The organism is Flavobacterium sp. CBA20B-1, from assembly GCF_028473145.1.
Taxonomy (GTDB): domain Bacteria; phylum Bacteroidota; class Bacteroidia; order Flavobacteriales; family Flavobacteriaceae; genus Flavobacterium.
In genome coordinates, this window is the sequence record NZ_CP092370.1 from 1278444 (window position 1) to 1303141 (window position 24698).

Genomic DNA, 24698 nt, shown 5'->3' on the forward strand with positions numbered 1-24698 from the left:
TTTTCTCAATGGGGTTTTTATCCCTAAAATTAAAAAAATCCAAGAACATAATGCTCTTGGATTTTTATTATTTCAAAATTTAAAAGACTATTTAATAATCTTTAATTCGTTGATTAAGTTGGTTGCGCCCGCGTATTTATCAATGATAAACAAAATATAACGTGCATCAACGTTTATGGTGCGCTGTAATTTAGGATCAAAAATCACATCGCCTGCCATCGCTTCAATGTTACCATCGAAAGCCAAACCAATCAACTCGCCTTTTCCGTTTAAAACCGGTGAACCTGAGTTACCACCTGTAATATCGTGATCGGTTAAAAAGTTTACAATTAGTTCGCCGTTTTCATCGGCATATTGTCCGTAATCTTTTGCGTTGTACAAATCAATTAAGCGTTGTGGGTTTTCAAACTCTTCGTCGCCTGCTTTGTGTTTTGCAATAGTACCTTTTAATGTAGTGTACCAATTATCCGTAGCATCGTTCGGACGGTCTGCACGGCGTGGCAAATCGATTACTTTTCCATAAGTTAAACGCAATGTTGAGTTTGCATCTGGATAGTATTTTACTTTTGGATTTGCTTCGCGTAAACCTGCAACCAACTTGCGGAAGGCCACATCGTATTTTTCTTTTAACGGTGCTAAATTTGCCGGTTGTTCGCGGTATTTCGTTAATAAATCTGATGATATTTTGTACAAATCATCATTTTCGATCATTGATTTATCAGGATTGTTTAAATACTTCAACAATAAATCTTTTGATGAAAACACGCTTCCTTCAAATGCTTTATTAACAAGTTTTGTGTAATCGTAATTATTTTTTTCTCCTAACGATTTCACATACGGTGCCACAGCATAACCTTTAGATTTTGTTGCATACAGATTTAACTGACGAGCCAACATTTCTGCTTCTAACGGAGCGTGAAATTCTTTGTAAACATCGTTAATTGCTTCCTCTAATCTTGGACGCATTTCTGCGCGTTTTGCTTCGTTTTCATTGGCATATTGAATCAATGCGTTTCCAAAACTATAAGGAATTGTAGCTAAATTAGACGTGCGCAAAACCGTCATTAAATAATTATCATGACGTGCTTTTTCGTTTGTTGCTGCATAGTAGGCATTGATATCGGCAATTACGTTTCCGTACTGTTCTTTATTCTTTTTCTTGTTGGCCCATTTGTTGAATTTTGCTTCGTTTTTGCGTTTGGTGTCGGCGGTTTTCTGAGCGGTTAACGCATCAATCATTCCCTGACGGTTTTTCCAATAATTGGCAACACCTGCATATTTACTTGCATACGCCAAACGAACTTCATCGCTTTTGTCCATGTATTTTTTCATCACGTCTAAACCTAAACGAGATCCTTCTACCCAAGCCGGATATGAAAATTCTACATTTTGCTGAATACCTTCTGCCGGCATCCAACGATTGGTTCTTCCTGGGTAACCCAAAATCATAGAAAAATCGCCTTCTTTTAAACCTTGAATATTAATCGGTAAGAAATGTTTTGGTTTTAAAGGCACATTGTTTTTTGAATATTCTGCTGGATTTCCGTTGGCATCACCATATACACGAAACATTGAAAAATCACCGGTGTGGCGTGGCCATTCCCAGTTATCGGTGTCGCCCCCAAATTTCCCAATAGATGCAGGTGGTGTTCCCACTAAACGCACATCGGTATAATCTTGATACACAAAATAGTAATATTCATTTCCTTGAAAAAATGAACGAACCGATACGGTGTATTTACCGCCTTCGTTGTTTTCTTTTTCAATTTTTGCAATTTCTTGGTTGATTGCTTTTTCACGCTCGGCTTCGGTCATGTTTTTGTTTACCACGCCCAAAATGCGTTTAGAAACATCGTCCATTCGCACAAAGAAGCGCACCGAAATATCCTTAGGTTTGCGTTCTTCTGCTTTAGTTTTTGCCCAGAATCCGTTGGTTAAAATATCGTCTTGTGGTGTAGAAAGCTCTGCAATTTTATCGTAACCACAGTGGTGATTGGTTAAAACCAAACCTTGATCTGAAATAATTTCTGCTGTACAACCGCCATCAAACTGCACAATGGCATCTTTTAATGAATGGTTGTTGATACTATAAATTTCTTCGGGCGTTAATTGCAGCCCCATTTTTTGCATATCGCGGTAGTTTAATCGTTCAATGAACATTAAAAACCACATTCCTTCGTTTGCAAACATACCCAAAGGCATGGCAAGCATAAACAAAGAAAGAAATAAGCTTAATTTTTTCATTATTTTGCTGATTTATGATCTAAATGCGAAGATACTAAATTGTTTTGAGTTGTGGGTTATTAGTAAATTGTAAAGTACGATAATTATACAATTTTAAATATGGTGCAGTAATATGTTTATGTTGTTTTAAAGAGTTTAGACCAATAAATAGCGTTCTTTTTTTTAATGTTTCAAATTTTTACTACATTTATATAAATTTAAAAATTAAAAACAGATATGGGATTATTTTCATTTATTAAAGAAAAGGGCGCTAAAATTTTTGGCAAAAAAGAAGCAGAAGCTCCTGCTGAAGAAAAAAAGACATTGCAAGCACAAGCTTTGTTAGATTATGTTAAAGAACTTGGTTTGCCTTACAACAGACTAAAATTATCGGTTACCGATGACGATGTTAAGGTTGAAGGCGAAGTAGCATCACAAGAAGATGCCGAAAAAATTGTTTTGGCAATTGGAAACGTAGAAGGTGTTGATAAAGTTGATAACTTAATGATTGTAATGTTACCAGCAATGGAAGCTAATTTTTACACTGTTGTGAGCGGCGACACCTTATCTAAAATTTCAAAAGAATTTTATGGCGATGCCAACAAGTACAATACTATTTTTGAAGCAAATAAACCCATGTTAAGTCATCCTGATAAAATATATCCGGGTCAGGTTTTAAGAATACCTAATTTATAAACTGAAAAATCCTCTTTTCTACAAGAGGATTTTTTTTTTTGATTATTGAATATCCGTTGTTAGGCACAACTATTAATTTGTCATTCTGAACGTAACGAAGTGTAGTGAAGAATCTCAGGATTATTAAAGAGATTCCTCGTTTCTCGGAATGACACATTATAGGTTAAAAAACATCCTTATCAACAGCTGACAATCATAATTGTATATATTTCATTTTGATTATTGCTTCCATAATCCGCGATTATTTTCACGCGCTTCTACTTGAAACTTATGAAATAATTCACTGTATCGTACATTGGGTGGCACGGTCATTATCACAGCGTAACCTTTTTTAAGCAACAAAGCATTCAAAAAAGTTTCGTCTTCTAAATACACATAAGACAACGTTCTACCGTATCGGTCTAAAGAATCAATATCTGTTTCTAAGCGTACTTTTTTGCCTTTTATCAATTGGGTTAAATACGCTTTTGACTCTTTTCCGTAATAGCCTTCTTCTCTTTTCCAACGTTTTTGCGATTCGGGCGCATCTATTCCTGTTAACCGAATTTTTATTCCTTTCGATGTGCCGTTATCCACCCAAAAGGTATCGCCATCGACCACTTTTGTAACCAAATACCATTCTTGATGGGGTGCTGAAGTTTCCAAAAAATCGTTTTTATTGGAACCGCAAAAGGTTAAACTTACAAGTAAAAAAAGTAAATAAACGTGTTTCATGGGGTTTGTTTTAAAATGCAAAAATGGACATTATTTGCAAACACCACAACTATTACCGCCTTTAGAACAGTGTTTGCAGTATTTACAGTTTTTACACGCCTTGCATGACGCACTGCCTGTGCATGTAGCTTCGGCTTCGGTATGGCAATTTTGGGCAATTAAAACTTCTTCTTGTTTTTGTTGACAAGAAAAAATAATGAGCGTAAAAAATAAGGGGATTAGGTTTTTCATAATGTGGGGTTAGTTAAAAATATTTTATGTAATATAAACCAGTGTTCTTTATCCCAAAACTAATATACTTTTTTCCATTAGAACTAACTCCAAAACGAATGCCTAAAAACCCAAAACTTGTTCCGACTCCCTTTTTGGATACGGTTGCTCTGAATGGTCCAATATTCTTTGATTTTCTAAAACGCCAAGCCATAACTACATAGTTTTAATCAATTTTATTGTGCTTTTTCCTAAACTCTTCAATTTTTTGTCTTGCTATTTTATTTTGAACATTTGCAATTTCGGTTAGTAATTCTTTATGTAAACTGTTTTCAATTTGTGTGCGTTCTTTAGTTTGATCTTGTTCGGCTTCATACTCAATATCTCGAATTGTTTTTTGTTGTTTTAGATATTCAGATGTTCTTTCCTCTAATTCGAGTTCTAAGTCCTTTTCTTTTCTGTAAATAGCTCTGTCATAAGCACCAATTGGTGTTGCTATTTTAGCAATGGTTGGTAAAATCTCAATCGTAAAAAAGAGTATTCTGATTAACCATAACAACATAAAAATTGTAGTTCCTTCTGGAATTTCAGGATTATTTGGTGTTGCCAAATTTTCTAAAACCATAAAACGTAAGACAAATCCTTTTTTATCTTTGATTTTATCTTGAAATTCATTTTTTGCAGTGTCAGCCGTAGCAAGTCCTTTGTTTATGGAAGTGCTTGTTTGTACAATGTTGTCATTTAGTCTTCTTTGTTCTCCTTTGAGATTAGCAATCCAATCTTCAATGTATTTTTGTCTTTGCTTTTTTAAGTCATCTAATCCCTTTTTGTCGAATTTGTTAAGGTTATCTTGTGCTTGTTTTCTTTGTGCGAGTTTGTTCTCGTAAGTTCTCCATTGTTGAGAATTTCTATTTTTTACATAACTTTCGCTACTATAATCATAATATGTTGGAACATTATTGTAAGCATTATTTGCTTCTGTTCGGGCTGTGTTTAATCTTCTGCTAAGAGCGTCAAAATCATTTTGTTTAGTTTCAATTTCAGATTTGAGTCTGTCATATTCTGGGTCGCCTTTTGGTTCACCTTGTGATAACTGTGTTTCAACTTTTCCTAATACAAGACTGTCATTACTTAAAATACGTTGTTTATCTGATATTGCTTCATTTCTTTTAGATGCTTGTTGAACAGAATAAACTTGGTCAAGTTTATATTTGTCCATATGCAAGTCGATATTTTCCTTAAAAATCAACAATTCCAAAGGAATTGAGATAATAAAAGCAATCAAAACAGCCAAAACTGCTCTTGATAAAAAGGCAGGCCAAAAATTCTGTTTTTCTTTCGTTGGGTCTTTCTTTAATGTAACAACCATACTTCGGTCGATACTGAAAATTAACGAAGCCCAAATAATACCGAATACGATAGCGGATAAATAACTTTCTCCAAAATAATAACCTGCATAGCTTCCTGAAAAGAAAGCTAATAAAGTGGTCATAAAAATTGTAAAACCTATTCCTGCTTGTCTGTTATAATCTGTCGGACAATCTTTTAAAATACTGATTTCTGCTCCTGACAATAACCAAAAGAAATACTGGATTTTTGAATATTTATATTTTTTAGTAGAAGTTTTGCTCATAATTCTGTTTAACTAAAGTGTAATTAGATTTTCTGTTTTTAAAAATTAAAAAATAGGGTGTAATGAAAACAAATGCTATCATTATCAATATGGCTATGCAAATAAATAAAACTACATTTCCTTCTGTTTCTACAAACCAACTTTTATATAAACCCAAAGGCATTAACCATAATTGTTCAAAGCTCCCAAGTGTTATTTTTCCCGTTTTCAAATAAAGTTGAAACAGGATTTGATGTTCAAAAAGAAATAAACAAAAAGGAATAGCAAGTATCAAAGCAAAAATTAAATTGATAAAAAATTGCGTTACGAATATTCCTGTTTTTGGGTTGGTATGATGAACTTCGTTCAAAAACTTCATCCATTTATAAAAAATGAAAGTTGCTAATGTAGCTACGAGATAACCTAAAATTAAATAGCTCCAAATAAATATTTTGTAACTCGTAAGAACCGAAGCAAAAACAATCAGCATTTGGAACAAGAAAAATAATCCTATTCCTGCAATTTTATTGTGCAAGACAGGACAGTATTCCATTAGAAAACAATCATAATTTGCCAGTTTCCAAAGTTTTTGTTGAATTTTCGTACTCATCTATTTCAGTATTTTTTGTAATGAGTTTAGAATATTGAATCTTTTTGTCGGTTGCATCGCAGTTTGAAAACTGATTTGAGATTCATTGAGAATTGTTTCCGATAATTCTTTAAAATCCAACTGAAAACTTGGTATCAAATCTTTTCCAGATGGTAGTCTTGGGATAATACTCGGATTGAATGTTGGAATATTTTGTACCTCAATTTTTATTTGTGAACTGGTTACGGAAAACAGTTCATTATTAGCTTTCAGATAAAAAACAGTTGTCCTTTTAGGTAAAATCTCAATTTCGCTTTTTCCTGTTACATCAATATCAGCCTGCATATTTGAGGACAATGTAATACTCGAAGCGTTATCAATATCCCAACTTAATATTATTGGCAAACTTTCAACTACAAAATCCAAATCTGAAACAAACGATTTGATTTCAACTCTTTTGAAAACCTGAACCGTAATTTCTTTTTCTTCTATTGTAACTCCGTCTAATGCTGTAACAATTAATTTGTAATTGGTGTGTTCCGTAGGCGATATGTTTTTTTCTCCTTTGAGAGGAATAACTTCCATATTTCCCAACCAATGCAATTCAACTTTTTCCGCATTTTCAATATTCCAAACTATTTGCGTTTCATTTCCTAATTCAATTTTTTGTTGTTTGGAATGAAATTCTTTGATTTTTGGAAGCGGAAGAACAGTTATGGTCAGTTCATTTTCTGTTTTATCAAAGGCATTTTCTGCAAGTAACTTGTATGTAGCTGTATTGGTTGGCGAAACAGAAATAGAATGTTTTGCTGTTACATTTCCGACACCATTGTTTATTGAAATTTTATCATAATTTTCAATATTCCACGATAATTCAATGGATTTCCCTTTTAGGATTTCCTTTTCATTCGTACGAAAACTGATTATTTTTGGTGCTGTTAAATAATGCTCAAAAGACGTAAGATTTAGATAATTCTTTTCCGATAAATAGCTGGTCAAAATTCTCGTCAGACTTTTGATAGAATTAGACAGATTTTGTAAATCCTTATAGATTTCAGAGTTTTCAAAATCTTCAAAGTCGGCTTCAGTAAACAATAAATACTGTGTATCTTTTACTTGATATTTGTTCCATAAATTCGAGTTTTCAGAAAGAGTAAGTATTGAAAGGTAGATTACTAATTCCGAAAAATAATCCGCTTTTAAAGACGCTTTTCCCGCTTTAAAACGTGAGGGATGTTGATAACCTTTTAATCCTATAACTAATTCTTTTTGTCCCTCAATTTCAGAAATACAAATAGAGTCATAATCTACAAGTTTGATGTTTCCATTTCGGTCAATCAAAATATTTCCTTCTTGCAAATCCCCGTGAGAAATCTTACTTTCTCGTAGAGTTTTGCACATTTCCAGAAAGTCATTAGCAAGTTTCGTTAATTTGCTTTTATTGTTTAAATTTTCTTCAATATATTCTTTTAGCAATTTCCCTTCGAGCCATTCCATTCGTATAGTGTCAAGTAGAGTTCCATTAACCAAAATTCCTTTTTCATCATAGATGAAATCAGCAAAATAGGGTAGTTCTTTTTCTGAAAGATATTTTGATATTTTTCGGTAACGGTTTGTATTTTCTCCCATAGGAACGTGCCAAACTCTAAATGCCCATTTCTTGTTTTGATGTTCCAATTGAAACACCATATTGAAGCCACCAACAAAAGCAAAAGGACTACCATTCTTGTTTAGTCTTGGTTTTGCTCCTTGTAATTCAGGTACTTTTAAAAAAATATCCGAATTTTTAATGGCTGTGATTATATCTTGTTTGCTTACCGACATTCTTAAAATTTATCGAAAATTGATTTTACGTTGTTTATTCTTGTTTGTGGCTTTGTTTCTTTTGGTTTGTCCCATTTTGCCATTATTTTTTCAATAGGCAAAAGCTGTACTTCATTTCCTTTAATTGCAAAACCATATTGAGGTTTTATGCTTTCAAACTTGTCATTGAATTGAGCAATAACAGTAGGTTGATTTTTAATAACGATGATATTTTCATCATTTAATCTTGCTTTGAATGTCCAATTATATGAACCTGTAATAATTGTGGAATCATCAACAATACAAAATTTATTGTGCATAAGTTTGTCTTTAGCACCATCATTGATATTTCCGATATATCCTACATATCCGTTATTTTGCAACAATTCTTTAAAATCAACTCGTGAATTTTTGTTGAGCTCGTGATTTGCTACAATGATATAAACCTGAACACCTCTGTTTTGAGCTTGAATAATGCTTTGGTAGATTTCAACATCAGTAAACCACGCAACACAAATTTTCAGACTTTTATTTGAAGCCGAAATTTGATTGATGATTTGATTGTGTATATCTTCAAAGTAAACCTCTGTCATTTGTTAAAACTTATTCGTTATGTTGTTTACATCAGGAAGTTTTACTTCTTTTTTACTTGGCGGATTGGGTTGTTTGTCGAATTTGTCAAAAATATTGTCTTTGATAACTTCCATTCTGTCAATTAGTAAATTTTCTAATGGTTCTAATTGTTGAATATCACTTTTTGCTAACTGTTCTTTCATTTTATTGGTCAAATCCACAATCGTTTGATTATTGGATTGTGACAAACTATTGATTAAAAATGAGTGGTTTACATTAGCAAAATCCTCTTTTGAAAAGAGCAAGTCTTCGGTTTCATAATATTTCTCCCATAAACTTGGTTGATTCTCAAAAATAAGCAACGATAAATAAATTACTAATTCTGAAAAGTAGTCCAACCGAGGATTTACAAACCTGTTTGAAGAACGTGACGGATGTTGATAACCTGGCAAACCCTTAATTGAATCAGTCATTCCTTCAAGTGGTTTAATGTACATTGAATCGTAATCAATAATTGTTAAACTGCAATCAGGATTAACCAAAATATTTCCGTGTTGCAAATCTCCGTGAGCAATATATTGCTGATGAAAATAGGCAACCATTTCTTTAAAATTCTCTCGTACTTTAGAGATTGAAGTAGGATTTGAATGTATATTATCGTTGATAAAATCTTTCAAAGTTTTTCCTTCAACCCAATCCATTAAAACTATAGGATAGATTTTTCCATTGATAAGAAGTGCTTCTTCCAAATATTTAAAATCACAGAAATAGGAATTGTTCAGATTCCCTAAATAAGTTGATATTTCCTGACTTCTTCTCTTGGCATCTCCAATGTCAGCAATCCAACAGCGTACAGCTACTTTTTGGGAATTACTCATATGAAACGGAAAAACAGTTGTATAACCACCTGAATATTGAATAACACGAGAACCTTTTTGAATAATTGAGCCACCAACCAATTCGCTTGCTTTAAAGCTAACTTGCGGATTTCGCATTGCTGTAACAATATCAGTTCTTGAAGGATAAATATTTGCCATACGTTAGAATTTATCAAAAATTGATTTAGCTTTTGGATTGTCGGAAACTATATTCTGAATTGGTTCAGATGATTTTTCTTCTTCCTGTTTTTGTTCTGAAAGATTATCATTTTCGACAGGCGAATTATCCTCTGCTGTGTTTTCTTTTACATTTTCATCAAGCGGTTTTTCCTCCGAACTTTCTTTTTCGTTATTCTCGTTCTCAATTGATAGTTCAACTTGTTCAATTGCCTCTTTTTCAGAACTTTCTTCTTCTGTTAATTGTTCTTCCTTGTTTTCTTCTTCATTTACGTTTAAAGAATCTTGAGAAGAAACTTCTTTTTTTTTAGCTTCCTCAATATCCTCTACTTCCTTCTTAATAAGCTCTGATAAAGGAATAATATTAGGTTCAGTATAAGAAAATTCTTTTTTACCATCGTCAAAAAGTTCAAGTATCAAAACTGCAGAATCATCGTCATTCAAACGATTAGCATTTCTTTCATTTTCAATTGTTTCAAGATATTGTTCTTGAGTTTTGATATTGTCAAGTGTCTGTTTGGCGTGTTTTGTGTTTGATAAAAACCATTCAGCAAGGGCATCGGTCATTAAATAAAAAGTTCCTTCCTTTATTTTTTCTCCTTTAATTGGCTTTTTTTCTCCTTTATGAGAATTTCCAATGCTTGATAAATAATCAGGGAAATTGTCAAATACAATAGGTTCAGGTTTAGTGGATAATTTAATTTCAATCTCTGTTGAACCTTTTGGAATGAAAAATAAAAAACTATCTCCTAATGCTTGTGCAATCCACTTTTGTTCGGATTCTATAAATTGCAGCCCGACAAATGTTGCCAATGCAGGTGTTTTTTTGATGTATGCGTTACGTGTATAGTATTTTACTTCTGGTTGAGCAACAATTTCATCAATTTGGGACTGCCATTCTTTTTGACTTTCAACAATAAATTCATTGTTGTCTTTCCAATCTTTTTGATTGACATATTTATTTACCAATATCTCCGACCAAACTTTGGGGAAGAAAGACTTTGAAACACCATCAGAAATAGAAAATTTATTATGCTCAATGTTTACAGCATAATTATCCGCACAATCAGAATATAATTCTGATTTCTTACTTGTTATAAACCCTTTTATATTGATTTTCATTTCTTAAATAATTCTGTCTGTTCCTCCAGATGAACCAAAATTGATAAACTTAATTAGTGTTAATGGCTCTGCATTGGATACAAATCCACGTGAATCATTTGCTATTTTAAAATCGTGCTTTCTTGCTGCTTCCTTATAGCTTTCTGGAACTTTGCTAGAAATTTTAAACAAAAGTTTGGCTTCTTCGTCTGACAATTGGCTTTCATTTTCTTCAAAACCGCATTCTTTTCCTCCATTACCTATGTGAACATTGAATATTAGAGGATTACCATCCGATGTTGAAATATTCATTAAATCTTTAGCAATTCTAATTGTTTTACTAGGTTCATCACCATTATTTCCTTCATAAGGTAAACCATCTGAAATATTGATAACGACAGGTGCGAGATTCTCAGGTTTTTTACTTATCCAACCTTCAATTAATTGTTTTGCAAAATTTAATGCTTCTCCCATAGGGGTTAATCCATTTGCTATTGGTTCAATGAAAATAGGAACATCTACATCAATTTCTATGAAGCCACCATTGCCATCTAATTGTTTCTGTTTCCCTTTTTCAATTCTAAGTGGATTATCTCCAAAAGAACTTAAATAATCAGAACGAATATCATCTACTGAATTACCTCCATTACCTCCATATCCAATTAAAGAAATGAATACTCTATCTTTAATTTTGTCACCATCCATATTGGTGTTTACTATCTCAGTAATTGTTCTATTAATTACTGTGGCAGTAAACTCTGCCTTATTTTTTCCTCCTGTATAATCTTCTCCCATAGAACCCGATTGGTCAATCAAGAAAATGATGTAACCAGGATTTGCGGAACTCCATTGTTTTGAATTGTTACTCATAATTTATTCTGTTTTATAGTTAAATTTCAAATATATTTCAAATTAAATTAGTTTCCTTGAGGGTTTCCACATTCTGCTAAAAAAAAGTTAAAAAAAAATCCGGCTGCGGTTAAAAAGCCGGATTTTTAAATGTTTCTTAGAAAAACAAACAATTCTAAGAAAACAACAACAAAGTGTTTCAATCTAATTTTTTTATAATTTCTATCTAAATAAGTCCAATATCTTTGGTTTGGCTTACCAAATGCGTGATGTTTCGGGAATTAAAATGAATTTTTAGCCGATTGATGCGTTTTTCAACACTGCTGGTACTTGCCGATGAATAATTTTTAGTGAAAAAAACTTTTGAAATTTCATCGCGCGAATAGCCTTTTGCCAAAAGCTGTAAAAGTTCTATGTCTTGGGCTTCAATTTCGAAAACCGATGTTTCGCGCAACTTGTTTAAAAGCGCTTCTGGCATGTATTTACTGCCTTTTTTGTAAAGATATGCTATGGCTTTTTTAAGTTCTTCGGTACTGTTTCGCCCTTTAGAAACATAGGCATTTATTAAATTATTATCGAACATGCTTTTAATTTTTGCCATGCGGTCTTCTATCGAATAAACGATGATTTGAATTTCGGGCTGTAGTTCTTTTACAGCCTGCACCAATTCTTCGCCCGATTTTAGTTCGGTTTTTTGATGATCGGTTTTAAATGACAAATCGGAAATCAATAAATGGAATGGTTGGTTGTCTTGCAATGCTTTTTTTATTTTTAACAGCGCATCGTCGCAATATTTTGCATGATGAATTTCCATTTCAGAATATTGTTCCAAAGCGGTTACCACACCCAAACTGATGCTGTCGATATCTTCTGCTATTAAAACTTTTTTAAACATTTTTTTATTCTTATAAAGGAAATCGCAATAGAACTTTTACTCCCTTTTTTATTTCTGGGTCAAAACTAATACTTCCATTTATGGTTTTTATGCGGGTTTCCACATTTTGGAGTCCATTTTTTAATTTTTTTTCATTTTTATCAAACCCAACGCCGTCATCTGCATACTGAATTTCAGCATATTTACTTGATTTATAGAATTTTAAAACCACTAAATGAGCCTGACTGTGCTTTTTCATATTCACCAATAATTCTTGAATAATTCTGTATAAAACCACTTTTTTTATGGCATTTAAGTCATCAAAAGGAAAATCATCGGTTCCTGCTGTAATAATTTTCACCTGTGGATCTTGAAATTCTAAAAACAAATTTTTCAAGTAAGCCACATATTCTTTCCCGGTGGGAATTACGCTGTTTTCTTTCGATATATTTCGGGTGCGGTTATACACATCTTCTAAATGATCTAATAGTTTGGTTTTGTTGTTTTCATCGGACAAATTGGTGTGTTCTGCAAACGAGAGCGTGTGATATACATCGTTTGCCAATTCATCATGAATACGTGCAGCAATGCGTTGTTCGGTTTTGTAATTTTCGGTAATCTTTTCTTTTAGATGTTTGTTTCTTATGTAATAATAAATAAAATAGAAAACGATTATTACAAAAACAATAATGCCGCATAATATCAATTGATTGTTTTTTTGCTTTTGTATCACCAATTGATTTTCAATTGCTCTCGACTTTAATACCTGATTTTGTTCTAATTCTTTTGAATAATCAAAACGCATTTTGGCAAATTGGTTTTTTGCTTGATTGCGAACCGATGTGATGCTATCATTTACGCGAATATATTCTTTGGAATATGTTTCGGCATTGTTTTTAGTTAAAGAAATCAGCCTTTTTAAAACCAAAATTTTATTGTCGATGCTTTTGTGTTTGGTTGCTAATACTAATGCTTTTTTTAGATAATTTGTGGCAACAGATTGGTTTTTTAATTCGTAATATTCCGCAATTTTAAGATAATTTTCAATCAAAGAAAGTTCCATATTCGCTTGCTCTCTTATCTTTAAAGATGCCATCATTTCTGAAAGACCTTCTTTACTATTTTGTTTAAATAAAGCATATCCTAAATTCAACAAAACGGTCGATTGTAAAGTAATATCACTGTTTGATACATTCAAATGTAATAGTTCTTTTAACTGAATTGCTGCTTTTTGATAGGCTCCAGAAGCAATTGCTAAAGATGCTATATTATTTCTTAAATAGGCTTCTGGTATTGATGGTTTTTCTGTAAGATTTAGTGCTTTTTGATAATAAGTCGTTGCTTGATCATATCTTTCTGAGGTTAGATAAATATTTCCTAATAAGTTGTAAGATTCTATAACATAAAGTGTGTCTTTATTTTGCAAATTTTCAATAGATTGAACAGCCAACTCTTCGCTTGTATTATAATCGTTATAAAAATAGTGAATACGCGCCATCATTAATTGGTTGTATGCCAGCGATAAACTGTCATTAAAATCAAAATAAACCACATTGGCATTTTTAAAATAATAATACGCACTATCGTATTGCGCATTATTGTAAAGCGAATTTCCTTTTAAAGTATAGGAATACGCCAAGTATTTTTTATTGTTTTTCTTTTTTGAGGTTGCAATAAGTTGATTGATGTAATAATCCGAACTATCTGGAAAAGTCGCCATAAAATGATAGGCTTTGTTGCAGATACCTTTTAAATACAACGAATCGATAGCTTCTTTTTCTGCAAGATACATTGCATTATTTGTTAGCTGAATTTGATCATTTAAAGAACGATTGTCTGAAAACGATAAATTATAAAGGGAATCAATTGTTTTTACAGCAGTTTTTTTCTCATCAAAAACCATTTCTTTCTTTTGGCAAGAAAAACAGAACAATGCAAAAAGCAATAAAATAGGGTATTGAAACTTCATTATTTTTAGTAAAGAAATACGAATACCCTAAATTATCACTTTTATTTAGTTCACCAACAACTTATTTAATAATTACCGGTGGTTTTGGTGGTTTTATAGGTATTAATACCGTTCCATTGTTTCCCGTATTACCGCCACCGCTTTGATCTTTTACTTCTATACTATTATTGATTGATTGACACAGTAGTTCCTGATGAAGATCCGATCAAAAACCAAAGGAAATTCCCATTCAAAAAAATCGGAATTGTCGGAATTTTGAGTATTCTGATTTTAATTTCAGTATTTATGAATATCAAAAGCTTTACAGCGAAAGATTGTATGGTGTGGAAAGAGGAAAAATATGTAGCAGTTGATTGTAAGGAAAAAATAAACAGTTTTGCGGCAACAGCGGTTCCAAAAGAAGATCAATTGATTAAGGATTTCAGGAAATTGAAAGTGGATACAAAGACTTCATTTTTCGACAAAAAGGGAAATCCAAAAATTTGGTATATTAAAAACCCTAATGGAACTTTAGAGTTTTACAACCAACCTGGCTTGCAACCCGAAACAGGAAAAACGCTACGTCCTATCACACGATATATCATCCAAGAATATGTATTAAACGAAAATAAGTAAACAAAAAAAGGAGCTTATCTTTACAGATCAGCTCCTTTTTTAAATCAATGATACTCGAAAAGTTATACCAAATAGAATGTATCTAAATTTCGTCAGTTCGAGCCTGTCGAGAACTTTCTAATTAAAACTTCTCGATACGATTTTCTTCCATTTCATTACGAAAAACCAACTCGAAGTGACGGCTATCTTTATATAATAAATAATATTATGTATAACTTTCTTTGTAATTTTTATTAGTGAGATACTTTTAATTCAGCATTTGCCACAGTTTATCCTTCAGTTCCGTTAAACCTTGTTGGGCAACCGATGATATAAATATATACGGAAGTCCGTCAAATTCTTTATCAAGCTGTATTTTTAGTTCTGCCTTTAATTCATCGTCTAACATATCGCATTTAGAAATGGCAATTAAACGGTCTTTATCCAGCATTTCGGGGTTGTATCTTCTTAATTCATCCAATAAAATATCGTATTCTTTCTTGATATCGTCCGCATCTGCAGGAATTAAAAACAATAACGTAGAGTTTCGCTCAATATGTCGCAAAAAATAATGCCCCAATCCTTTACCTTCGGCAGCACCTTCGATAATTCCTGGAATATCGGCAATTACAAACGATTTAAAATCGCGGTATTCCACAATTCCTAAATTTGGTTTTAGCGTTGTAAACGGATAGTCGCCAATTTTTGGTTTTGCCGACGTTAAAACCGACAATAAAGTAGATTTTCCTGCGTTTGGAAAGCCAACCAAACCAACATCTGCCAACACTTTTAATTCGAGAATAATATCGAGCTCTTCACCGGGAATTCCTGGTTGTGCATAGCGCGGCGTTTGATTGGTTGATGAGCGAAAGTGCCAGTTACCCAAACCGCCTTTACCACCTTTTGCCAAGATTTTTTCTTCGCCGTTTTCAGTGATTTCAAACAAAAACGCTCCGGTTTCTTTATCCTTTACAACTGTTCCCAACGGAACATCGATGTAACGGTCTTCGCCATCTGCACCTGTGCTTCGAGAGCTTCCGCCATCGCCACCGTGACCGGCTTTTATATGTCGTTGAAAACGCAAATGATGCAGCGTCCATAAACTTTCATTGCCGCGAATGATTACATGACCTCCACGACCGCCATCTCCTCCATCGGGTCCGCCTTTTTCAATAAACTTTTCGCGGTGCAAATGCGATGAACCTTTACCACCTTTACCCGATGCTACATATATCTTTACGTAATCTACAAAATTTCCTTCTGTCATTGTTTTAATCTTTGATGATTATCAATAGTTTTTATCATTTTTATTAATGAAAAACTTCGTCAGTTCGAGCGAAGTCGAGAACCGAAGCTTGTCGAGAACTTCTCGATACACTTCACTACGTTGCGTTACTCGAAGTGACGACTCGTTAAATTCAATAAATAAAATATTTGATAGAACTTAAATAATCAGTTAATCTTTTAATAGAGAAATCTCTATTTTTTATTCTTAATCTAGCGCAAACTGTTGCTTACAACTGTCTGCTTTTTTTCGCAAGGCATTTATTTCCTCATCCTCTCGCCTTTTAACAAGCTTATTGTGTGTTATTAAATGCAAATAATCTTACCCTAAATTACAAAAAAGGATAAGATTATTTAGAACTATTTTGTTTATTATTAAAATTGATCAATTACGGCGCTTAATCTTTCGGTAATTTCTTGGATAGATCCAATACCGTTTACAGCGTGGTATTTGTTTTGCTTTTTATAATAATCGATCAATGGAGCTGTTTTTTCGTTGTATTCTTCATAACGTGTACGAATCTTTGCTTCGTCTTGATCGTCTGGTCTGCCCGATGTTTTGCCGCGTTCTAAAATGCGTTGCACCAAAACATCATCATCAGCTTCTAAAGCAATAGTTGCTGTTACTTCTAAATGAATCGATTGTAGAAAAGCATCCAACGCTTCGGCTTGTGCAATGGTTCTTGGAAAACCATCAAACAAAAACCCAGCTTTGTCCATATTTTTTTTCACTTCGTTCTTTAGCATATCAATAGTAATTTCATCGGGAACCAATTCGCCGTGATCCATGAATTCTTTTGCTTTTTTTCCTAATTCGGTTTCGTTTTTAATGTTATATCTAAAAACATCGCCCGTTGATATGTGCGTAAGGTTGTATTTATCTTTTAAAAATTCTGCCTGTGTACCTTTTCCGGCACCTGGCTTTCCGAATAAAACTATTGCAATCATTTTCTTTACTATTATTTTATTTGATAAACTTCTGGTAAATTTCTGCCTTGTTTGTTGTAATCCAACCCATATCCCACAATAAATTTATTGGGAATGCGAAAACCCACATGGTTAATTTCCACCGTTTGTGTGTAGGCTTCGGGCTTAAAAAACAACGCAGCAACCTGCATACTTTTTACTTTTTGTGTGTTTATTACTTGTTGAATTGCGGTAATAGTAGTGCCTGTATCTACTATGTCTTCTACAATTACCACGTGTTTGTTGGTAAGATCCACATCAAGCCCTAGTAATTGATTTACTTTGCCTGTGGTTTCTGTTCCTTGATAAGAAGCCACTTTAACAAACGAAACTTGTGCGGGGGTTGTGTAATGCTTCAATAAATCGGCTGCAAACATAAATGCACCGTTTAACACTACTAAAAAAACCGGAACTTCGTTTTGAAAATTGTTGTGCAAATCTTTAGCAATACGCTGAATTTCCTTATCAATTTCAGCAGCAGAAATAAAAGGCACAAACGTTTTATCTAATATTTGAAGTTCCATATTTAATTTTAACGATGCAAATATACGAATATGACTACTTTAATTAAAGTTTATTCGCAAATTTGCCAAATATATTTTTATTTTTAACTAAATTTCTTTTTTTAATAATTTTATATGGATGTAATTACTTATTTTTCAACTAATCAACACAATCTAAGCACCAACAGTAGAACGTTAGTAATGAATTATATTTTAAACGAGCAAATTGCTGCTGCTGCTTTTTTGAACGTGATTTACAGTGTGGATGCTAAGCAAAAAATTGTATTGTATCATGCATTGGATATGTTGGTGGAACGCCATATTGATTATTTGGATCAAGCTTTGGATTTGTACTTGCAACGGGCTTTAGCCGAAACGCATGAATCGAACAAACGCTGTATTTCGCGGACCATTTTTCATCAATTAAAAAACAATAAAAACCTTTATAATACCGCACAAAAAAAGCAAATTATCCACACCATGTTCGATTGGATTATTCTGCCATCAGCCGTGGCAACAAGGGTAAATGCCATTCATATTCTTTATTTTTTGGTGGATGAAGAAGATTGGGTTAAAGAACAGTTAATCGCACTTATTGAACAAAATTTGCTGTTGCAAGAACCCTCTTTTTTAAGCAGAGGCAGAAAAATACTAAAGCTGTTGCAGAAGAAAAAAACGCGTAATTAACGTTTTTGCTGCTATTGATTTAAAAATTTTTTTAAGGCAAAAATCCTTTACGTGCCACTATTTTGCAACAAGCAATGTACCATTCTAAAGAAAAAAGCATGAATTTTACAGTAAGTAACGCAACTTTACTATCAAAAAATCTTAGCAAACCTATTTTCTAAACCGCACACACAAAGAAAAGGAAAGAAAAAACAAACCAAAAATAAAAAATACTTTTTCCTACTCTTTTTTTTATATTTTTGTATGTACATTAAAAGCTCAATAAAAAATTTAACTAGAGTTTTTTTTATTTAATATGGATGCAATACCCCTGAGTACCTTATCAATGGTTATGGCTGACAGTTTATCTGATGAAGTATCGGTCTGGAAGCTTATTTTAACTTTATTTTTAGTTTTTTTAAACGGATTTTTCGTTGCAGCAGAGTTTGCAATTGTTAAAGTTCGCGCTTCACAAATCGAAGTTTACAAAGGCATTAAATCTTCTTCTGCAAATGCAGCAAAAAAAATACTTACTCATTTAGATTCATACTTAGCTGCCACCCAATTAGGAATCACCTTAGCATCGCTTGGGTTGGGTTGGGTTGGTGAAAGTTCGCTTACGCCGCTTATTTTAAAATTGTTTCATGTTCTTGGTTTTTCTGGGCCGGAATATGCAGCGCTGGCACACAATATTTCGTTCCCGATTGCTTTTGCCATTATCACCATTTTGCATATAGTTTTCGGAGAATTAGCTCCTAAATCATTGGCTATTCAGTATCCCACACAAACAACTTTTGCTGTTTCTTGGCCATTGCGTATTTTCTATACAGTTTTTAAACCCGTAATCTGGACCATGAATGGTTTGGCAAACGTAATTCTTAGAGCCATTGGTATCACACCGGTTCACGGGGGCGATATTCACACCGAAGAAGAACTAAAAATGATCATCTCTGAAAGTCAGGAAGGCGGTGCTATTGAACAAACCGAACGCGATTTGATTCAAAATGTGTTCGATTTTGACGACCGCCGCGTTATAAATGTATATACCTTAAAGAAAAACGTTTCTAGTTTAGATGTGCACACACCTATTAAAGAAGCTGTTGATTTTTGTATTTCCGAAGGATACTCGCGCTATCCGGTTTACGATGAAACGAAAGAAAACATTTTAGGTTTACTTTATACAAAAGATTTGTTTAGAGAGTTTACAAAAAATGGTGAAAACTTCACAATAGCCACTATCTTAAGGGAACCCATTTTCGTTTCGGAAACTACTTTGATTAAAAACCTTTTAAAGAAATTTCAGTTAGAACATTCGCAGGTTGCTATTGTAACAAACGAGGTGGGCGAATTTTCAGGCTTGGTAACTTTAGAAGATATCTTAGAAGAATTGGTGGGTGAAATTCAAGACGAATACGACAATGAAGAGCCGATTGTAAACAACATCGCCGACGGTATTTTTATTGTGAATTCGCACGAAAATATTTCAGACATCAATCGTTTTCTTCCTTATTTATTTGAAGAAAGCGAGCATTACGACACATTGGCCGGATTAATCTCGGAAACCCGAAACAACACTTCGGAAGAAGACATTCAAGAAGGCGACCATATTGATTTTGAATACTACACCGGAACTGTTTTAAAAATGTACCGCAATTCGGTGGAATCAATACAATTAGTCGTTAAACCAGAATTTATGGAAGAAAATCCTGTTAATGACAGCGAATTAGAATAAAACAAAAAGCATCTCATCGAGGTGCTTTTCTATTTAAAATTTTTCTTCTTTTATTTGAATATGGAAACAGTATCTTTGTAGATTACGAATAAACAACTCAACAATTAAACAATAAAACAACAATGAATTATTTTTCGTCTGATTTTAAATTAGGAATTTTAGGTGGTGGACAGTTAGGAAAAATGATGCTTACAGAAACCCGAAAATTTGATATTCAAACCTATGTTGTCGATCCAAGCACAGAAGCACCTTGCCAATTTGGAGCTACAAAATTTTTTCAAGGTTCGCTTACCGATTACGATACCGTGATGCATTTAGGAAATCAGGTGGATGTTTTAACCATCGAAATTGAAAATGTAAATCTAGAAGCTTTAGAAACCTTAGAAAATCAAGGCAAAAAAGTGTATCCGTCGCCAAAAACCTTGCGATTGATTAAAAACAAAGGCAATCAGAAAGATTTTTATACTCAAAACAATATTCCAACTGCGCCTTACAAACGCTATAAAACACTACCCGCTTTAAGAATAGATGTGGAAAACGGCGTAATACAACTTCCTTTTGTATGGAAAGCAACCGAAGGTGGTTACGATGGAAATGGTGTAAAAGTGGTGCGCCAAGCCATTGATTTGGAACATTTACCAGAAACCGAATGCATTGCCGAAACCATGATTCCGTTTAAAAACGAATTGGCGGTGATTGTGGCACGTTCGGCATCGGGCGAAATAAAAACCTATCCGGTGGTAGAAATGGAGTTTCACCCAGAAGCCAATCAGGTAGAATATGTGATTTGTCCGGCACGTATCGATGAAACTGTTGCAAACAAAGCCCGTGAAATTGCTTTGAAAGTTTCAGAAAGCTTCAATCATGTAGGCTTGTTGGCAGTAGAAATGTTTCAAACGGCCGATGATGAAATTTTAGTAAACGAAGTAGCTCCGCGTCCGCACAATTCGGGTCATTATTCAATCGAAGCGAGTTATACTTCGCAATTTGAACAACACATTCGCGCAATTTTAGATTTACCTTTGGGAAATACCGATAGCAAAGTAGCTGGAATCATGGTGAATTTGGTAGGCGAAGAAGGTTTTTCGGGTGACGTTGTTTATGAAAACATCGAAAAAATCATGGCGATTGATGGTGTTACACCGCATATTTACGGAAAACGTGAAACACGTCCGTTCCGCAAAATGGGACACGTGACCATTGTAAACGAAAACATGACCGAAGCACGTAAAGTTGCCCAACAAGTAAAAGAAATCATTCGAGTGATTTCGAAGTAGTATTAAGATGGTTGTATTAAGTATTAAGACAAATCATCATCTTTTTAATTTGCTGCAAGGTTTCCAAAACCTTGTAGCTATGAGATTTGAAAAAAAATGATACCTACAAGGTCTTTAAGACCTTGCAGGATAATCATAAAGAATAAACAACGAAACAAAATGGAACAAGAACCACTTTATTTGATAGCTAGCCGTAAAAGACGAATCGCCGCATTTTTTATTGATCATTTTATAATGACTTCTTTAATAGTTTCGTTAGCATTTATAGCTTTAGGTTCGAATTTTATGGAAGAAGATAATCCAAGTAAATTCATAATTACTTTATTTTCTATTTTGATTCCGGGTATGTTTTTATATCTTTCTAAAGATTCCATAAAAGGTAATAGCATAGGAAAATGGGCTATGGGAATTATGATTCGTGATGAAAGAAATCCTGATATAGTTCCATCGTACAGCAAATTATTATTAAGAAATTTACTGCTTATTATTTGGCCTGTTGAATTCATTGTACTTGCAACCAACAACGAAAAGAAAAGATTAGGCGATAAAATTGCAAATACAATAGTTGTAAAAAATCCTAATAAGCCTACAAAATTACCACGAATTTTAATTATTGTGGGCGCAGCAATATCATTCTGTGTTCTTCTATTTTTTATCGTTGGCAATACCATGAAAAACTCAGCAGCATATAAAGTTTCTGTTGCAGAAATTGAAAAAAACGAACAAATAATATCTGAAACAGGAGGAATAAAAGGCTATGGAATGATTCCTACGGGGAATATAAAATCTGTAAACGGTTATGGACAAGCACAACTTGAAATTAAAGTTTTAGGAAATCAAAAAGATGTTAACGTGAGCGTTTATTTAGAAAAAGAACCTAATAAAGATTGGAAAATAATAGAAATGCAATAATGTCTGATTTTTTATTAACTTTAATGAAAATTTAATTTAAAATGAGTACTTCAGACTTACAACTAAAGCTAGAGATAATCAGCAGAATTACAGAATTAAAAGAAGTTCGTGTAATTAAGGAGATTAAAAAAATTTTAGCTTTTGAACTAGAAGAAAGTCTGTATGAATTATCTACAGATCAAAAAAATCGCGTTGCAGAAGCAAGGAAGGAATATAGAAATGGCGATTACATTACTAATGAAGAAGCTGAAAATGAAATTGACCAATGGCTAAAAGAAGAGTAGTTTGGACAAAATCGGCTCATTTTGAAAGAATAAAATAATGAATTATTGATACCACAAAACCAAGTCAAAAACCTATTCAAAAAAGCTTAATAAATTATTTTCTAAACTATAAAACTTCTCTGTACACATCCTGAAATAGGAAGAGCTTCGAGAGATAGTTCCATAAGGATAACCATTATACGTGATTATTTAATTTTTTACGAATTTACCACAACCGAACTAATAATTTTATCTGTTTGGGATACAAGAAGAAATGAAAAAGATACTGAATTTGATTTTACTTAAAAAATTTTACATTATAATTTATACTGTAATTTCTTTTTGTGTTGCCTCATTTTTATCGTTAACGTTTTCATTTTTTCAAAATAAGATTACTAATTCTTTTCCAAATTTTGAGATAGGGTTCCCTTTCATATTTTATAAGCAATTTCTTGTACAAAACTTAAATTGTTCAGATATTCACCACCACACAAACATTCAAAATATTATATACAACTTTTTAATTTATTTTATTATTGTTGTACTTATAAAATCAAAACAACTAAACAAAAAATAAACATAGCAGTAATAATGGCTAAAGTATAAATTTTATTTGCTGCAAGGTTTCCAAAACCTGGTAGCTATCAGATTTGAAAAAAAGTAACACCTACAAGGTTGCACATACCTTGCAAAATAATAGAAAATAATAAACTAAACAAAAAATGAAAGTAGCAGTAGTAATGGGCAGCATTTCGGATATGCCAGTAATGCAGCAAGCAATAGACATATTAAAAGAATTTGGCGTAGAAACGCATGTGGATATTGTATCGGCACACAGAACACCAGAAAAATTGGTCGATTTTTCTAACAACGCACACAATAACGGTATCAATGTAATTATTGCAGGTGCAGGCGGTGCAGCACATTTACCAGGGATGGTAGCCAGTATGAGTCCGTTGCCAGTGATTGGCGTTCCAGTAAAATCGAGTAATTCTATTGACGGTTGGGATTCGGTTTTATCAATTTTGCAAATGCCAGGCGGTGTTCCTGTGGCAACTGTGGCATTGAACGGAGCAAAAAATGCAGGTTTGTTGGCCGTGCAAATTTTGGCAAGTCAAAATGCAACGTTGTTACAAAAAATGATGGATTACAAATTAGGTTTAAAAGAAGCGGTTATAAAAGCAGCTGAAGACTTAAAGTAAAACAAAACTGCCTCAACGGTTGAGGCGGTTTTTCATTTTTTTAAAGAAGAAATAACTATTTTATCTGCACATTAGTCAAACTGTTCCACTTTAAATTATTGAAAGATCCGACGGTTTGTTTTATTTTGTTCAAGTGATAGGTTTTACCATTATCTTTCACCACAATTTCATTTTCTGAAACGATATAGATAGTGTTTTTATTCTGAAACGATACCGTTTTATGGGCTTTGTTGTACGTAAAACCTTCGTCAATAAAAAGTTCCACCACATCTTCTGCATTGGTAAAAATATATGTCAAATGTTCGTCGCCATAAATACCCATTAAGTGCATTTTCTTGCCGTTTTCAAAAATCATGGTAAATTCAGGTTTGTTATCATAAGCAAATTCTTGATGGGTACTGGTAACCATCTTACCATTTATGCGTTTTTGAACAGAATAATCTACCAAAAAACCCGAATATGATTCTTCGATGATTTCGATAGGAACCGCCTTGTTATCTTCTACAATGTATGTAGAAAACTGATGCCAGCAGCAACCGCTTTTTGTCATGGTTTGCAACTGTTTCTTTTCATTGTCAACTGTAAACATTCCGCAGTAATTTGATCCTAATTCGGTAAAACTTTCATTGTAAACAAAAGCGTTTTTATCAGCCAGATAAATCTCATACGCTGGTCCGCCATAGCAACTGTAATTCCCGTTTCGCAAGGCAATATCTTCTTTTCCGTCGAAATTAAAATCTTCAAAAATTAAAATGCTTTGTTCGCCATAAGGAATTTCTTTTATATTTGATTTTACCTTAGATTCTTCCATATCGTATTCTGAATAAAAAGCAGGTTTAGAAAAAATCAACTTTCCATTTTTCTTTTGATAGATATTCAGCGTACAGTTTGTTTCAAGATCAGAATTTTCTTGATTGCCCTCAACAATAATTTTCCCGGAAAAATCGTCAGAAAAACCAATCAAATCAAACGATTTTTGTGCCGTTGCAAAAAAGGGCATCAATAGTATTAAAAACAACATTTTCTTCATT

25 protein-coding genes are annotated in these 24698 nt (G+C 33.1%); 9 read left to right on the plus strand and 16 right to left on the minus strand.

Going from position 1 to position 24698, the window contains the following annotated elements; all coding sequences use genetic code 11:
- Window positions 1-87: 87 nt before the first annotated feature.
- Window positions 88-2244, minus strand: coding sequence for a S46 family peptidase (locus MG290_RS06430; protein WP_264562998.1), 2157 nt, complete (start codon window positions 2242-2244; stop codon window positions 88-90).
- Window positions 2245-2460: 216 nt separating this feature from the next.
- Between MG290_RS06430 and lysM the strand changes: the two genes are divergently transcribed.
- Window positions 2461-2919: a peptidoglycan-binding protein LysM gene (gene lysM / locus MG290_RS06435; RefSeq protein ID WP_264562999.1), complete on the plus strand. Its 459-nt coding sequence runs from the start codon at window positions 2461-2463 to the stop codon at window positions 2917-2919.
- Between the two features lie 219 nt (window positions 2920-3138).
- Here lysM and MG290_RS06440 read toward each other — a convergent pair whose 3' ends face one another.
- The 11 genes from MG290_RS06440 to MG290_RS06490 form a co-directional block, all read right to left on the minus strand.
- Window positions 3139-3633, minus strand: coding sequence for a thermonuclease family protein (locus MG290_RS06440; protein WP_264563000.1), 495 nt, complete (start codon window positions 3631-3633; stop codon window positions 3139-3141).
- A gap of 244 nt (window positions 3634-3877) precedes the next feature.
- On the minus strand, window positions 3878-4057 hold the full coding sequence (locus tag MG290_RS06445) for a DUF4236 domain-containing protein (RefSeq protein ID WP_264563001.1): 180 nt from the start codon (window positions 4055-4057) through the stop codon (window positions 3878-3880).
- 12 nt (window positions 4058-4069) lie between these two features.
- On the minus strand, window positions 4070-5476 hold the full coding sequence (locus MG290_RS06450; protein ID WP_264563002.1) for a DUF4407 domain-containing protein: 1407 nt from the start codon (window positions 5474-5476) through the stop codon (window positions 4070-4072).
- Window positions 5457-6065: a hypothetical protein gene (locus tag MG290_RS06455; protein WP_264563003.1), complete on the minus strand. Its 609-nt coding sequence runs from the start codon at window positions 6063-6065 to the stop codon at window positions 5457-5459. The genes MG290_RS06450 and MG290_RS06455 overlap by 20 nt, the downstream gene beginning before the upstream one ends.
- Window positions 6066-7868 carry a protein kinase domain-containing protein gene (locus MG290_RS06460; RefSeq protein WP_264563004.1) on the minus strand — a complete coding sequence of 601 codons (1803 nt, stop codon included), beginning with the start codon at window positions 7866-7868 and terminating at the stop codon, window positions 6066-6068.
- 2 nt (window positions 7869-7870) lie between these two features.
- Window positions 7871-8440, minus strand: a complete 570-nt coding sequence (locus MG290_RS06465) for a phospholipase D-like domain-containing protein (RefSeq protein ID WP_264563005.1) — start codon at window positions 8438-8440, stop codon at window positions 7871-7873.
- A gap of 3 nt (window positions 8441-8443) precedes the next feature.
- Window positions 8444-9457, minus strand: coding sequence for a protein kinase domain-containing protein (locus MG290_RS06470; protein WP_264563006.1), 1014 nt, complete (start codon window positions 9455-9457; stop codon window positions 8444-8446).
- Between the two features lie 3 nt (window positions 9458-9460).
- Entirely contained in the window at window positions 9461-10597 is a 1137-nt protein-coding gene (locus MG290_RS06475; protein ID WP_264563007.1) for a hypothetical protein, read from the minus strand.
- Window positions 10598-10600: 3 nt separating this feature from the next.
- Window positions 10601-11446, minus strand: a complete 846-nt coding sequence (locus MG290_RS06480; protein WP_264563008.1) for a vWA domain-containing protein — start codon at window positions 11444-11446, stop codon at window positions 10601-10603.
- A gap of 205 nt (window positions 11447-11651) precedes the next feature.
- Window positions 11652-12320: a response regulator gene (locus tag MG290_RS06485; RefSeq protein ID WP_264563009.1), complete on the minus strand. Its 669-nt coding sequence runs from the start codon at window positions 12318-12320 to the stop codon at window positions 11652-11654.
- Between the two features lie 10 nt (window positions 12321-12330).
- On the minus strand, window positions 12331-14268 hold the full coding sequence (locus tag MG290_RS06490; RefSeq protein ID WP_264563010.1) for a tetratricopeptide repeat protein: 1938 nt from the start codon (window positions 14266-14268) through the stop codon (window positions 12331-12333).
- A 171-nt stretch (window positions 14269-14439) separates the two neighbouring features.
- Between MG290_RS06490 and MG290_RS06495 the strand changes: the two genes are divergently transcribed.
- Entirely contained in the window at window positions 14440-14883 is a 444-nt protein-coding gene (locus MG290_RS06495) for a hypothetical protein (protein ID WP_272586377.1), read from the plus strand.
- 247 nt (window positions 14884-15130) lie between these two features.
- Here MG290_RS06495 and obgE read toward each other — a convergent pair whose 3' ends face one another.
- The 3 genes from obgE to hpt form a co-directional block, all read right to left on the minus strand.
- Window positions 15131-16129, minus strand: coding sequence for a GTPase ObgE (obgE, locus tag MG290_RS06500; RefSeq protein WP_264563012.1), 999 nt, complete (start codon window positions 16127-16129; stop codon window positions 15131-15133).
- Window positions 16130-16521: 392 nt separating this feature from the next.
- The gene (locus tag MG290_RS06505; protein ID WP_264563013.1) at window positions 16522-17094 is read right to left on the minus strand and encodes an adenylate kinase; all 573 of its coding nucleotides are present in this window, start codon (window positions 17092-17094) and stop codon (window positions 16522-16524) included.
- An 11-nt stretch (window positions 17095-17105) separates the two neighbouring features.
- Entirely contained in the window at window positions 17106-17636 is a 531-nt protein-coding gene (hpt, locus tag MG290_RS06510; RefSeq protein WP_264563014.1) for a hypoxanthine phosphoribosyltransferase, read from the minus strand.
- A gap of 114 nt (window positions 17637-17750) precedes the next feature.
- Between hpt and MG290_RS06515 the strand changes: the two genes are divergently transcribed.
- The 7 genes from MG290_RS06515 to purE all read left to right on the plus strand — a co-directional run bounded on the left by MG290_RS06515 (window position 17751) and on the right by purE (window position 23667).
- Complete coding sequence (locus tag MG290_RS06515; protein ID WP_264563015.1) at window positions 17751-18302, plus strand: hypothetical protein; 552 nt, start codon at window positions 17751-17753, stop codon at window positions 18300-18302.
- Window positions 18303-18597: 295 nt separating this feature from the next.
- The gene (locus MG290_RS06520) at window positions 18598-20013 is read left to right on the plus strand and encodes a hemolysin family protein (protein ID WP_264563016.1); all 1416 of its coding nucleotides are present in this window, start codon (window positions 18598-18600) and stop codon (window positions 20011-20013) included.
- A gap of 122 nt (window positions 20014-20135) precedes the next feature.
- A complete protein-coding gene (locus MG290_RS06525; protein ID WP_264563017.1) occupies window positions 20136-21290 on the plus strand; it encodes a 5-(carboxyamino)imidazole ribonucleotide synthase in 1155 nt (384 codons plus the stop codon).
- A gap of 159 nt (window positions 21291-21449) precedes the next feature.
- Window positions 21450-22202: an RDD family protein gene (locus tag MG290_RS06530; RefSeq protein ID WP_264563018.1), complete on the plus strand. Its 753-nt coding sequence runs from the start codon at window positions 21450-21452 to the stop codon at window positions 22200-22202.
- Between the two features lie 41 nt (window positions 22203-22243).
- Window positions 22244-22486, plus strand: coding sequence for a hypothetical protein (locus tag MG290_RS06535; protein ID WP_264563019.1), 243 nt, complete (start codon window positions 22244-22246; stop codon window positions 22484-22486).
- Between the two features lie 168 nt (window positions 22487-22654).
- Window positions 22655-22771 carry a hypothetical protein gene (locus MG290_RS14865; protein ID WP_413614623.1) on the plus strand — a complete coding sequence of 39 codons (117 nt, stop codon included), beginning with the start codon at window positions 22655-22657 and terminating at the stop codon, window positions 22769-22771.
- A gap of 416 nt (window positions 22772-23187) precedes the next feature.
- Entirely contained in the window at window positions 23188-23667 is a 480-nt protein-coding gene (gene purE, locus MG290_RS06540; RefSeq protein WP_264563020.1) for a 5-(carboxyamino)imidazole ribonucleotide mutase, read from the plus strand.
- Window positions 23668-23722: 55 nt separating this feature from the next.
- Here the strand turns inward: purE and MG290_RS06545 are convergent, their stop codons facing one another.
- Window positions 23723-24697 (minus strand): XAC2610-related protein, encoded by a 975-nt coding sequence (locus MG290_RS06545; protein ID WP_264563021.1) that lies wholly within the window; start codon window positions 24695-24697, stop codon window positions 23723-23725.
- Window position 24698 lies beyond the last annotated feature (1 nt).